This is a genomic window from Staphylococcus massiliensis, assembly GCF_043186315.1.
GTDB classification, from domain to species: domain Bacteria; phylum Bacillota; class Bacilli; order Staphylococcales; family Staphylococcaceae; genus Staphylococcus; species Staphylococcus massiliensis.
In genome coordinates this window covers 552,619-565,773 of sequence record NZ_CP171119.1, presented here as the reverse complement: position 1 = coordinate 565,773, position 13,155 = coordinate 552,619, and the positions used below count along the sequence as shown (strand labels likewise).

Annotated in this window: 11 protein-coding genes; 5 read left to right on the top strand and 6 right to left on the bottom strand. The window is 37.8% G+C overall.

The window, feature by feature from the left end:
* Positions 1–38 precede the first annotated feature (38 nt).
* Positions 39–716 carry an N-acetylmannosamine-6-phosphate 2-epimerase gene (locus tag ACF3N8_RS02675; protein ID WP_238102144.1) on the top strand — a complete coding sequence of 226 codons (678 nt, stop codon included), beginning with the start codon at positions 39–41 and terminating at the stop codon, positions 714–716.
* Between the two features lie 12 nt (positions 717–728).
* Positions 729–1,472 (top strand): glucosamine-6-phosphate deaminase, encoded by a 744-nt coding sequence (gene nagB, locus ACF3N8_RS02670; protein ID WP_009382416.1) that lies wholly within the window; start codon positions 729–731, stop codon positions 1,470–1,472.
* A 523-nt stretch (positions 1,473–1,995) separates the two neighbouring features.
* Here nagB and pflA read toward each other — a convergent pair.
* Positions 1,996–2,748 (bottom strand): pyruvate formate-lyase-activating protein, encoded by a 753-nt coding sequence (pflA, locus tag ACF3N8_RS02665; RefSeq protein WP_009382417.1) that lies wholly within the window; start codon positions 2,746–2,748, stop codon positions 1,996–1,998.
* 21 nt (positions 2,749–2,769) lie between these two features.
* Complete coding sequence (gene pflB / locus ACF3N8_RS02660) at positions 2,770–5,019, bottom strand: formate C-acetyltransferase (protein ID WP_009382418.1); 2,250 nt, start codon at positions 5,017–5,019, stop codon at positions 2,770–2,772.
* A 320-nt stretch (positions 5,020–5,339) separates the two neighbouring features.
* Between pflB and ACF3N8_RS02655 the strand changes: the two genes are divergently transcribed.
* Positions 5,340–6,827 carry a DUF262 domain-containing protein gene (locus ACF3N8_RS02655; RefSeq protein WP_238102145.1) on the top strand — a complete coding sequence of 496 codons (1,488 nt, stop codon included), beginning with the start codon at positions 5,340–5,342 and terminating at the stop codon, positions 6,825–6,827.
* A 24-nt stretch (positions 6,828–6,851) separates the two neighbouring features.
* Positions 6,852–7,205, top strand: coding sequence for a DUF1524 domain-containing protein (locus ACF3N8_RS02650; RefSeq protein WP_009383219.1), 354 nt, complete (start codon positions 6,852–6,854; stop codon positions 7,203–7,205).
* Positions 7,206–7,273: 68 nt separating this feature from the next.
* Here ACF3N8_RS02650 and lrgB read toward each other — a convergent pair whose 3' ends face one another.
* From lrgB to ACF3N8_RS02630, 4 genes are all read right to left on the bottom strand, one after another.
* Positions 7,274–7,975 (bottom strand): antiholin-like protein LrgB, encoded by a 702-nt coding sequence (lrgB, locus tag ACF3N8_RS02645; protein WP_009383220.1) that lies wholly within the window; start codon positions 7,973–7,975, stop codon positions 7,274–7,276.
* Positions 7,968–8,411, bottom strand: a complete 444-nt coding sequence (gene lrgA, locus ACF3N8_RS02640) for an antiholin-like murein hydrolase modulator LrgA (protein WP_009383221.1) — start codon at positions 8,409–8,411, stop codon at positions 7,968–7,970. Before lrgA ends, lrgB begins: the two co-directional genes overlap by 8 nt.
* A 192-nt stretch (positions 8,412–8,603) precedes the next feature.
* Positions 8,604–9,332 carry a response regulator transcription factor LytR gene (locus tag ACF3N8_RS02635; protein WP_009383222.1) on the bottom strand — a complete coding sequence of 243 codons (729 nt, stop codon included), beginning with the start codon at positions 9,330–9,332 and terminating at the stop codon, positions 8,604–8,606.
* Positions 9,320–11,086, bottom strand: coding sequence for a sensor histidine kinase (locus tag ACF3N8_RS02630; protein ID WP_009383224.1), 1,767 nt, complete (start codon positions 11,084–11,086; stop codon positions 9,320–9,322). The genes ACF3N8_RS02635 and ACF3N8_RS02630 overlap by 13 nt, the downstream gene beginning before the upstream one ends.
* A 240-nt stretch (positions 11,087–11,326) precedes the next feature.
* Here ACF3N8_RS02630 and ACF3N8_RS02625 point away from each other — a divergent pair, with 240 nt between their 5' ends.
* The gene (locus ACF3N8_RS02625; protein WP_017176732.1) at positions 11,327–13,111 is read left to right on the top strand and encodes a sodium:proton antiporter; all 1,785 of its coding nucleotides are present in this window, start codon (positions 11,327–11,329) and stop codon (positions 13,109–13,111) included.
* Positions 13,112–13,155: the final 44 nt, after the last annotated feature.

Here is a 13,155-nt window from a genome sequence, read left to right as displayed (position 1 = left end):
TTATATTTAATTTTAACTAAGAGACGGAGGATTAATTGATGTTGCCACATGGATTAATCGTATCTTGCCAAGCTTTGCCGGATGAGCCATTACACTCGTCATTCATAATGTCTCGAATGGCTTTAGCCGCGCGTGAAGCAGGCGCAGTGGGGATACGTGCGAATTCTAAAGCAGATATATTAGAAATTAGACAGACAGTAGACTTACCAATTATCGGCATCGTGAAACGCGATTATGATAATTCGAACGTATTCATAACAGCCACTTTGAAAGAGGTAGATGAGTTAATTGAAAGTCAATGTGACGTGATCGCTTTAGACGCGACACATCAAGCGAGACCTAAAGAAACATTATCTGAAATCGTGTCGTATATCCGAAAGACAGCACCTCACGTAGAAATTATGGCAGACATTTCGACAATTGAAGAAGCAATTAAAGCTGACGAACTAGGATTCGATTACATTGGCACGACGCTATATGGCTACACACCTTATACAAAGGGACATGTTTTATATGAGGACAACTTTTCCTTTTTAAAAGCCCTTATCGACCGCGTTGAAACGTCTATCATCGCAGAAGGCAATATTTTAACACCTGATATGTATCAGACCGTAACGAACCTAGGTATCACACGCACTGTCGTTGGTGGTGCAATTACACGACCACAACAAATTGCGAAACGCTTTGTCGACGCTGTAAATAACGAAGGGAAGTAGGATTTAACATATATGAACATACGTCATTTTGACAGTCGTACTACCGCAAGTGCTTACATTGCGAGTGAAATGCACACATTGATAGAGACGCGACCTCAGTCCGTTCTCGGACTTGCCACAGGGGATACGATGCTTGATGTGTATCAAGCTTTACGCCAATTACTTAGCGCGTCAAAGGTTGATTTAAGTACCGTTAAAACGTTTAATTTAGATGAGTATGTAGGGCTGTCGGAGAATGATCCACAAAGCTATTACGCTTATATGAACAAGCACTTATTTTTACCTTCATTGTCTTGGAATCATAACAACATTCACCTACCCAATGGCCGCGCTCATGACTTAGTTGCTGAAGCAAGCCAATATGAGCAAGCACTAGATGACGCAGGACCAGTAGATATACAACTATTAGGTATCGGTATGAATGGGCATATCGGTTTCAACGAGCCAGGTACACCTTTCGATAGCGTGACACGCGTCGTCGATTTATCCGATACAACTTTAAGATCAAACCGTAAACATTTTGAAAGCTATGAAGCGATGCCGAAACAAGCCATTTCAATGGGCATTCAATCTATTATGCGAGCTAAGCGAATTATGTTAGTTGCATTTGGTCGTAATAAGGCAGATATCGTTAGTAAGTTACTCACTGGGCGTGTCACTGAGGACTTGCCCGCTTCAATCTTACATCAGCACCCAAATGTAGAAATAGTTGTTGATGACGCATTGTATGACGTTATCGCAGAATCACTTGAATAAGAGGTAAATCAATATCATGCCGTCGCTTGCTTAAGCGGCGGTAGTTTAGTTTTCAGGGCGTATTGCAGTATATAAAATTGGCTGTGAAGGACCATCATTGTATCGTTTATTTAGAAGGTGTTGTTGATTGTTATCACGATGGCTCGTTATAAAGTGGCTTGTAAACACTAGAGTCTTAATAACGTTATGCTTTTATATAAGGTTTAAGCTTTGTCGATGTTGTTTATTAACATGACACGAATTACGTATATTTTTAATATTTTATAACAATATTATAGACTTGCTTTAAAATGAGTATTATAATATAAATAGGAAGGACGACACTACTTAAGCGTCGTCCTTATGAGCCCGTTAAAAAGACGGTGGCTTGTTTAAAACCATAGTTAATAACCATTTCTTTAAACTCTACCAAAGTTTTAGTAAAGAGATGGTTATTTTTTATGTCTTATTGCTATTTTTTAAGCAAAACACCCCTTTGTCATAGCACATTACGCTACGGCAAAGGGGTGCGTTATTTCCTGGGTTATGAAGCTGGTACTAACCCTTTAAAGTTTACTAATTCATATGCGCGAGCTACCGCTTCCTCATCGGGAGGCTCTACGTCCTCTAAATGATAGGTTTGACCTAAGGATTTCCATTTATGAACACCAAGTTGATGATAAGGTAAGATTTCAAATTTCTCGACATTATCGAGTTCGTTAATAAAGGCACCAAGTCGCTTTAAGTCCTCTGGATCATCTGTATAACCTGGAACAAGCACGTGGCGAATCCAAATAGGTTGTTTCAATTCATCTAAACGTTTTATAAATTTTAAGATGTGTGTATTCGGTTTGCCAGTTAATTCTAGATGTTTATCAAAGTCGATGTGTTTAATATCTACTAAACATAAATCTGTTTGTTCCATCAATGCCTCAAAGTGATGCGTAAACGCTACTGAATCATTCGCGCAACCTAATGACGTATCAATACAAGTATGAATACCACGCGCTTTCAAAGCCTTGAATAACTCAGTTAAGAATGGCGCCTGTAATAAAGGTTCTCCGCCACTAACCGTTACGCCACCGCCTGACGCATCGAAATAAGGTTTAAACGGTAGAATTTCATCAACCATCTCATCAACCGTTACTTCGCGTGAAGGACGATTGATCTCCCACGTATCAGGGTTATGGCAATATAAACATCGTAATAAGCATCCTTGCGTAAATAATATATATCTTAATCCAGGTCCATCAACAGTTCCTAAACTTTCTACGGAATGTAAGTGCCCTTTTAACATAAATCCTCACCTTCTATTTATCTACATTTGTTCATGGAATGTACGTGAAATGACATCTAATTGTTGTTCACGTGTCAGTTTAATAAAGTTTACCGCATAGCCTGATACACGAATTGTCAGTTGCGGATATTCTTCAGGATGTTCCATCGCATCAAGAAGTGTTTCTCTATTGAATACGTTAATATTTAAGTGATGGCCGTGTTGCATTGCATAACCATCAAGCATACTAGTTAAATTCTTATGTTGATCTTCCGGTTCTTTTCCTAGAGATTTAGGCACAATGCTGAATGTGTTTGAAATACCGTCTTTACAGCAATCATATGGTAATTTCGCGACAGAAGTGAGTGATGATAACGCACCCTTCTGGTCACGACCATGCATTGGGTTCGCTCCCGGTGCAAAAGGCTCGCCAGCTTTACGTCCATCTGGCGTATTACCCGTCTTCTTACCATAAACGACGTTAGACGTAATTGTTAAGACACTCATTGTGTGCTCAGAGTTACGGTAAGTTTTGTGCGTACGTAGTTTGTTCATGAAACGTTCTACTACTTCAACTGCAAGCTCATCTACACGTTGGTCATTGTTACCATATTTAGGGAAGTCACCTTCAATTTCAAAGTCTGTCACAAGACCTTCCTCATTGCGGATAGGCTTAACCTTCGCATGTTTAATCGCTGATAAAGAGTCAGCTACTACTGATAAACCTGCGATACCTGTAGCCATTGTACGAATCACGTCTGTATCGTGTAACGCCATTTCAATACGTTCATAGCTGTATTTATCATGCATGTAGTGAATCACGTTTAGCGCGTTAATATAAACACCTGCAAGCCAGTCCATCATCTTATCAAACTTCACGTATACTTCGTCGTAATCTAAAACTTCGGATTGAACACCTTCAAAGTTCGGTCCTACTTGCTTACCAGATTTCTCATCTTTACCGCCATTAATCGCATATAATAACGTCTTCGCTAAGTTCGCACGCGCACCGAAGAACTGCATTTGTTTACCAATCTTCATCGCAGATACACAGCATGCGATACCATAGTCATCGCCATAGCTTTCACGCATTAAGTCATCATTCTCATATTGAATTGAACTTGTCTTAATACTCATCTTCGCACAATATGTTTTAAAGTTCTCAGGCAAGTGATTTGACCAAAGAACCGTTAAGTTTGGCTCAGGTGCTGGACCTAAATTATCAAGTGAGTGTAAGAATCGGAATGAGTTCTTCGTAACAAGCGGTCGGCCATCAATACCAACACCACCAATAGATTCAGTTACCCACGTTGGGTCTCCAGAGAACAGTTCATTATATTCAGGCGTACGCGCGAATTTCACGATACGTAACTTCATAATAAAGTGGTCAATAATTTCTTGAACGTCTCTCTCCGTTAAAAGCCCTGCCTTTAAGTCACGTTCTGCATAGATATCTAAGAATGTTGATGTACGTCCTAAACTCATTGCTGCACCATTTTGTTCTTTAATCGCAGCTAAGTACGCAATGTATAACCATTGAACCGCTTCTTTAAAGTTTGTAGCTGGTCGGCTTAAATCAAATCCGTAAGTTTCACCAAGTTCTTTAAGTTCTTTTAAAGCGCGATACTGTTCAGACAGTTCTTCACGTTGACGAATAACATCTTCAGACATTTTAGAAGACATAGAATGGAAGTCATTAAACTTCTGTTCCATTAAGAAATCGATACCATATAGTGCTACACGACGGTAGTCACCGATAATACGGCCACGACCATAAGCATCTGGTAAACCTGTAATGATACCCGCTTTACGACAAGCTAACATTTCTTTAGAGTATGCATCGAATACACCTTGGTTATGTGTCTTGCGATAATCTGTGAAAATGCGTTCAGTCTCATCATCTAATTCATAGCCGTAAGCTTCACATGCCGCTTTCGCCATACGAATACCGCCAAAAGGCTGCATAGAACGTTTAAACGGTTTGTCAGTTTGAACACCAACGATTTGTTCAAGATCCTTATCTAGATAACCTGCGTCATGTGACACAATTGTAGAAGGTACTTTCGTATCCATATCCCACATGCCACCGCGGTCACGTTCTTCTTTAGTTAATTGCATAACTTGACCCCATAATTTAGAAGTCGCTTTCGTAGGGCTCTCTAAGAAAGATTCGTCCCCATCATATTGCGAATAGTTTAATTGAATAAATTCCCTTACATCAACGCGTTTCTCCCAACGTCCTTTAATAAATCCTTTCCAAGCTTCCATACGATTAGTTTTAGTTTCTAACATCGTACTTTCATCTCCATTTCGGTTTGTTAATCATTTCACATTTAGTATAACACGGGTTATGTGATAAATTTCACAAAATTTGTGAATACTTTTCAACATTTATATGATTGGATTTCTAAAAGATGAAAAAGTTAAGAGGATGGGGGGTATGTGTAATATTTCCTAAATTTAAATCACCTCAATTTAAAAGGTAAATATAAAAATACGCTTATAAAATACTTAATTATTTAAATATCATATATACTACTTTATATTATTAGATCTAAAGAGTTAATAAGTATATAATACACTTAACAATATAAATAAGGTGGTTGTTAAAGTTGGATTTAAACCCTGAGAAGAATCCTGTATCGGCCATTTTTTCTATTGAGATGAACTACAAGTACAATATCCCTATTTATCAGAGAAATTATTCTTGGAGAGAAGAAAATATCGAAACAATGGTCAAAGATATCAATGAGCAACCTAAAGGTTACTATTTAGGAAATGTAATCATTACAGAAGAAGGAAATTATAGTTTTGATGTTGTGGACGGTCAACAGAGGCTAACTACAATTAACTTAATCTTTTTAGCTATCTATGATAATTTGTCTGCAATTTTAGAAGTTGCCAACCTAAGTGCTAATGACAATATTGCTCATAAAATTTCTAGTTGTAGAGTTCATACCTACGATAAAATTTATAGTAAAAATAGTGGTTCACCTATGCACCTTTTATCACCAGATAAAGAAATATTAGCTGATATTCAAAAAAGAGTATTTAAAAATGATCAATTAGCTAAACCGCATAAAAATAAAGTTTTTGGTAAAAGATATGATTTCGTTAAAAACCTTATTAAAACGAATTTTCTAGGTGAGACTGAGTTGTCTAACCTTAATAGAAAAGATTTATTAGAGGGTGTTGAAAAATTAATAGAATTTTACGATAAATTAAATCATGCTGAAATCCTTTTAATAACAGTTCCTAATTTAAATGAAGGGTTTACAGTATTTACCTCCTTCAACGCTAAGGGATTACCACTAACTCTTTTAGACTTATTTAAATCTTTTTACCTAAAAGAGGCTGACGGTCAAATTAGTCAAGAGGAATCAGTTTCTAAGTGGGAAGAATTAATATCTATTTTCCACAACGATAATGAAGAACCTATTACTAACGTCGTTACTCAGTTTTTACTTAACAATTATGATACTTTTGAATCACAGAAGAACGGTTCAATTACACAAAATACCGCCCTAAAGTTGTATGAGAGAATATTTCACGACGAAGGTTATGAGTATATAGATAACCTTATTAAGAAAGCAAAAGTATTTTCAAACATGAATGGTAAAATTGAGACGATTGATATTTTAAATTTAGACGATGATATTCAACAAAAGCTTTTTGATTTAGATAAACTTGAATCAACTCAAGCTTATCCAATCATATTTTTCTTTTTGAACAAATTATTATATAAGAAAATTACAACAAGCTTGATTTCGAATTTCCTAGACTTTTTAATTACTTATTATGTTAGAAGAAATATAATCTTAAAACCTAAGGCATCTAATATTAGAGCCAAAGCAATTCAAAGTGTAAGATTATTACGCGAAAAAGATAATATTGATCTTAAAGATATCAAAGAAATTAAAAAGATATTTAAGAGTATAGCTGCTACAGATGAAGAATTTAAGGTAGCTCTTGATGGATCTATCTATATAACTTCTAAGAATACTACAAGACTAATTCTAACAACCTTAGAGAGAAAGCATGGTAACTTCTTTAACAAGCAAAACCCAGAAAATTTAAATAGTATAAATGACAAAGGGTAGTATATATGGACCTTAGAACATATCATGCCACAATCAGCTGATAAGCGTAAAAATTGGAAAAAAGAGCTTTCTAAACAAACCAATAATGATGACCGAGTTAAAATATTAGTGGATGAAAATGTGCATAGAATTGGTAATTTAACCTTAACTGGTTACAACTCTGAGATGAGTGCTAAAGCGTTTGAAGATAAGAGAGATTATAGAGATCCTAAAACTAACGAGGAAACAGGCTTAAAAACAAGATTATATCTTAATGATTCTATAGTAAGTGAAGATGAATCTATTGATGATAAGAATACATGGACTATAGAAGATATCGACAGAAGATCAAAACTACTAATTAAAGAGGTTGTAGACACATATAAGTGGGACATCTGATTCAAAATCAATTAAGTCACTAAAAAACCGACTCCAACGAGTCGGTTTTTCCTATATCTATATAACATCTAGAAGAATATTGTTGTAAGTATTGGTACTACCGCTACTACGATAACACCTACGATTACAAGTGAAATACTTGCCATTGATTCTTCGACTTGGCCTAGGTCTTTTGCTGCAGTGACACCAAGTGCGTGACCACTTGTACCTAAAGCAAGGCCTCGTGCGATTGGGTTCTTAATATGAAAAAGTTTTAATAATTGGTTACCAAGTGCGTAGATAATCACACCATTCAATATAACTGCGAGTGATGTTAGTTCTTTGATACCGTCGATGCCTTCAGATACAGGTAGTGCGATAGCTGTTGTCGCAGCCTGAGGTAACATTGACGCAATGATGTCGTCACCAAATTGAAGTGCCTTTGCTACAAAGAAGATACCAACGAGTGCAACTACAGTACCAATGCCTATACCACCTAGTATACGATGCCAATGCTTCTTCAACACATCACGTTTCTTATAAAGTGGAATAGCGAAGCAAATTGTTGCTGGTTCTAAGAAGAAATAGATGATGTCGCCACCGATTTTATACTTCTCATAAGGGATGCCTGTGAAGTATAGGAACATGACGCCAACGACCATTGTGACGAATAATGGCGCGAATAAGAAGAAACCGTTCGTCTTCTTAAATAATACTGTCGCAATGATAAATGGAATTACCGATAACAGAATACCGAAATATGGTGTATTAATCGCTAAGTGATCAGCCATGAGAGTGCACTCCTTTCATATTCGTTTTACGTTTAGATTGAGCTGGTTTTTCAGATTTTGTCTTTGATTTCGTGAAAAGCATCATAAATTGTGATACATAACCTGTACATATTAATAATAAAATTGTAGAAATAATGATAAGTAAAATGATTAAGAATGGACTTCTACTTAAAACACCAAGTGAGTTTACGACTGAGATACCTGCTGGAACGAACAGGAACCCGATGTTGTTTGTTAAGGCTGTGCCGACTGATTCGACTTCCCCTAGTTTTACAATGCCTGTGCATAATAAGATAAATAACAATACAAGCCCGATAACTGATGCTGGCATTGGAATTGGCATAAATGATTCAATGATCTTTGAAACAAATAAGACTAAAGCAATGACTAATGCTTGATGTAAAAAGCTATATACTTTAACTTCCTTTCCTTTCATTTTAACGACCTCCCGTGTTTCTTTTACTACGTATAGTATAAGTTCAATTTTTCACAATGTGCCGTTTTCATTCTGAAATACAAGAATTTAAGGGTGACTTGCATTGATTCGACTTAGAATTGCAGTGCGTGAAAGCGCTTTTCAAAAAGAAAAAACGCCTCGAATTAACGAGACGTTCATCTTTAATATCTATTAATTTAAACCTAGTTGAGCTTTGAAATCTTTCATATACGAGCGGCTGACCTGCATCTTCACATCGTTCGTGAGCGTTAACATAAATGTGTAATTAAACCAATGTTCGACGGCGATGATGTGCGCCTGGTTCACGATATGTGCACGATGGATGCGTAAGAAGTGCTCTGGATTTAAACGCTTCTCATAGGCGTTCAGTGGCTCGGTCGTTTCATATTCGCCGTGTGTTGTAAATAGCGTCGTCATACCATGATTGACCGATAACCCGATGATATCCGCTTGGTTAATCATATGAATGCGGTCACTAAGTTCGACCGGAATCGCCTGTTCGACCTTTACGCGCGGGGCATCTGTAGCCTCTTCACTGTCGCGTTGTTTCGCGATGACCTTGTCAATGGCTTGTTTAATGCGTGCTTCATCAAACGGCTTTAAGATGTAGTCTGTTGCGTCGACTTCAAACGCCTGGACCGCATATTGGTCGTGCGCCGTCGCGAAGATAATAGCTGGCGGCGACTTCATCTTCTGAATTTTATGGCCAAGTTCGATGCCATTCTCGTCCATTAAATTGATGTCGAGAAAGATTAAATCATAGTCCTCGATCAATAAGGCTTCTAGCGTTTCAGACACGTTTTCCGCTTCGTTCAACACCTCAAACCCACCGATATGGTTGAGTAAGTATACGAGCTCGTTACGTGCGAGAGGTTCGTCGTCTACGATTAACGCGCGCATGTTTCATGCTCCTTTCTTTGATACGGTAAGATGCACCACACATTGGTACCATGCTCATTACTATCGAAGTGCAGCGTTGCTTGCTCACTGAAAAGCCCTTTCAAGCGGCGATTCAAGTTTTCAAGTGCGCTTCCGGTACCTGATTCAGATTCTACAGAGGTAAGGCCAAGTTGCGCGATTTTCGCTTTATCAATCCCGTGCCCATTATCAATCACCGAAAGTTTCAATTCATGATCAGAGATTTGATTCGCACGAATGGTAATGTCGTTGTCCTTCTTACGATTTGTAAATGCGTGTTTGATTGCATTTTCAACGAGTATTTGTACAAGAAATGGTGGTACGAGTGCGTCTTTGAATGTATCCTTTACGTCAAATTTAACATTAAAGCGACCTGGAAATCGCGCTTGTTCGAGCGATAAATAAGCGAGTACTTGGCTAAGTTCCTTTTCAAGGGTGATGGTATTCTGTCTCGAACCTTGTAAGTTGGATCTGAAGAAATGACTCAGTTCAAGGAGTAAGTCACGTGCCTTCTCACTGTCGATTCGGACCATTGCTGAGATGGTATTAATCGCATTAAAGAAGAAATGCGGGTTCACTTGTGCTTGAAGCGATTTGATTTCAGCGTCCTTCAATAATTTACCTTGCGTTTCGGCAACACCAAGCTCGATCTGACTTCCAAATATTTGCGCAAGCCCTTCCGCAAGCTTACGTTCAACGAAAGTTAAGTTGTTCGGATTTGTGAAGTACATCTTTAGTGTACCGATAACTTTACCGTGAGATTTTAACGGAATCACGATGGCCGCGTGTAATGGGCAGTCAGGGTGACTACACCCTATTTCCACTTTCGTGTGAACCTCTTTGAGCTGACCAGTTTGTAATACTTCCTTAGATAAGTGTGTAATAATCGCCTTCTTAGGTATGTGATGATCGCTTCCTACACCTACATGGGCTAAGATATCTTTGCGACTTGTAATGGCTACGGCGGAAACTTTCATTAAGTCTTTGATGATCTTCGCAACTTCTTTAGCTGATGATTCATTTAAGCCTTCTTTAAAGTATGGCAACGTTTGTTTCGTGATTTCGAGTACATCTTCTGTTTGAACGGCTCGCATTTGTTCTTCGTGTTTCAGTGTCGAAATGATAATCGACATAAAAATTGCCGTACCGATGCCGTTGACGATAATCATAGGTAAAGCGATGAGTGATAGTAATTCAAGTGCGTATGTTTTATCTTGCGCGAATGAAAAGATACAAATCATTTGAACGACTTCCATCATACTGCCGATTAAAGCGCTTTTGAAGACGGTTGGGTACTGATTGTGGCGTCGTGCACGGCGACCAAAGTAACCTGAAATGATGCCGATAAAGAATGATGAAATGAGATACGTATAAGCTTCAGCGCCACCCATATACAGTCTGAATAACCCTGAGATAATCCCAACAAAGAGACCTACGAATGGGCCACCGACTAAGCCAGCGACACCAATTGTAAGTACACGGGTATTCGCGAGCGATACATCATCATTAAGTTTGAAATAGATACTGCCCGATAAAATATTGCCATCTTGAATGACAATTCCTGTAAAGTTCGACATTAACGCAAATAAAGAGAATACGAGACATAGCTGCCATTTAGAATGCCAAGTTTCTCGGTAGTTCATTGTCTTCTTGAAGTAGTTCAGGTTCATGAGAAGGTAGGCTAATATGATGATTAGGCCAACACGTTCAAGTAAGAGAATGGTTAAGTTAAACACATGTGACATCTCCTCAAAGTTTCAATTAATGCTTTAAATCATTATATCCATTTCATATATTATCACAATTGTTCAAAATAAAATTCCGTTTCAATACAATTGATATGAACTTTTTGTGCATGCAATTTCTTATTATATGACACATTCGGATATGTTAAAGTATTACTATGATTTACAATGGGGAGAATTAACATATTTTGCATGTACATGCATGTTACATATATTTAGGATGGTGTTATTATGACTTTTGATTTACCCGTGACGCTTACGATTGTCATGTTTTTAGCGTTAGGTATTTTTAGTCAATGGCTCGCCGTGAATATCAAATGGCCATCGATTGTGGTCATGGCTTGTGTAGGATTATTGATTGGTCCAATTCTAGGTATCATTAATCCAAAAGAAGTCATCGGCCATGAAGTCTTTGGCGCGCTCGTATCGCTTGCTGTTGCGATTATATTATTTGAAGGTAGTAGTAATTTAGACTTCCGGGAGTTAAGAGGTATCTCTAAAGCAGTCGTCCGAATTATCACGTTCGGTGCACTGATTTCCTGGATTCTAGGGACAATTGCCCTTCACGTATTTATGCATTTCCCGCTTCCAATTTCCTTTGTAATGGGTGGCCTCTTCTTAATTACTGGTCCAACCGTTATTCAACCTTTACTCAAACAAGCTAAAGTTAAGAAGAACGTCGATTCCGTCTTGAAGTGGGAAAGTATTATTTTAGACCCAATTGGGCCGATGCTTGCGTTAATGGCTTTCTACGTCTATCAAATCATTAGCCAAGGCATTAGTTTTGTATTAATAATCGAGTTTATTTTACAAATCTTAGCCGTACTTATTATCGGCTTTGGTGTGTCATTCATCTTTAAAATGCTTGTAAGCCGAGATATGATTCCACAAGCGTTAATACCTTCTGTGCAATTAGTCTTTATTTTATTAACATTTAGTATTTGTGATGAAGTATTAAAAGAATCAGGACTACTTGCCGTTACCATCTTCGGTATTATGATGGCACGTCAAAAGCGTCACGACTTAATTTATAAAGAATCTGATCATTTCATCGAGAATACATCATCAATTTTAGTTTCATCAGTTTTTATTTTAATTACGTCGTCATTGACACTCGGCGTACTTAAAAGCGTACTGTCATGGCAGCTTGTTTTACTTTGCGTTGCGATGATAATTCTCGTACGTCCTTTATCTGTATGGCTATCGACAATCGGTACAGAACTCGACAACAAGGAACGCTCACTTGTGGCATTAATGGCACCTCGTGGCATCGTCGTGTTAACCGTGGCGCAGTTCTTTTCAAGTTTATTTATCGCAGACAAAGTCGACATGGCGAAATACATCACGCCGGTTACATTCGGTCTTGTCTTTATAACCGTTGTCATTTACGGCTTTAGCTTCAGACCTTTAAGTAAAGCACTTGGCATGGCAAGTACCGAACCACCAGGTGTTATTATCGTCGGTGAAGGTGAATTCTCGTTCCACCTTGGCGTCAAACTTCGTGAACACAATATTCCCGTGATGGTTTTCAACCTCTTTGAAAATACCAACGAAAAAGCGCACGAATTAGACTTTGAAACGTTTAAAGGGAATTTATTATCAAGTAGTGACAGAATTTATACGGACCTCATTCGTTATGATAAATGTATTTTAATGACGAAATCATTTATATTTAATAGCTTGGCTTTTAACGAATTGGTACCGGAATTCGGATTAAAAAATGTCGCAATGATGCCCGTATCGTTCGATGACGATCAAGCGCGAAACAACTTGAACGGTCCTATTCGAAATCACATTCTATTTGATGACCGATACAGTCCGAGATGGTTTAATCAGTACATTAGTAACCACAATATTATCGAAGTGCCAGCGTACGATTACGAGCATATTTCTGAAAAGGACATGATGATTTATCATATTAGTGACGATAGTGAAGTCACGTTTAAAATGAACAATCGCCCGCTTCCTAAGTCAGATTCAGGCGTATATGGCATATTGAAGGATATTTATGGATAAGGTTTAAGTTGAGAGGAAGGTTCGCTTTAATTAGCGACCTTCCT

Bases quoted from the DNA above. Each gene is read 5' to 3' on its own strand.
- ACF3N8_RS02675 (WP_238102144.1), top strand. From the start codon at position 39: ATGTTGCCACATGGATTAATCGTATCTTGCCAAGCTTTGCCGGATGAG.
- nagB (WP_009382416.1), top strand. From the start codon at position 729: ATGAACATACGTCATTTTGACAGTCGTACTACCGCAAGTGCTTACATT.
- pflA (WP_009382417.1), bottom strand. From the start codon at position 2,748: ATGTTAAAAGGGCACTTACATTCCGTAGAAAGTTTAGGAACTGTTGAT.
- pflB (WP_009382418.1), bottom strand. From the start codon at position 5,019: ATGTTAGAAACTAAAACTAATCGTATGGAAGCTTGGAAAGGATTTATT.
- ACF3N8_RS02650 (WP_009383219.1), top strand. From the start codon at position 6,852: ATGCCACAATCAGCTGATAAGCGTAAAAATTGGAAAAAAGAGCTTTCT.
- lrgB (WP_009383220.1), bottom strand. From the start codon at position 7,975: ATGGCTGATCACTTAGCGATTAATACACCATATTTCGGTATTCTGTTA.
- lrgA (WP_009383221.1), bottom strand. From the start codon at position 8,411: ATGAAAGGAAAGGAAGTTAAAGTATATAGCTTTTTACATCAAGCATTA.
- ACF3N8_RS02635 (WP_009383222.1), bottom strand. From the start codon at position 9,332: ATGCGCGCGTTAATCGTAGACGACGAACCTCTCGCACGTAACGAGCTC.
- ACF3N8_RS02625 (WP_017176732.1), top strand. From the start codon at position 11,327: ATGACTTTTGATTTACCCGTGACGCTTACGATTGTCATGTTTTTAGCG.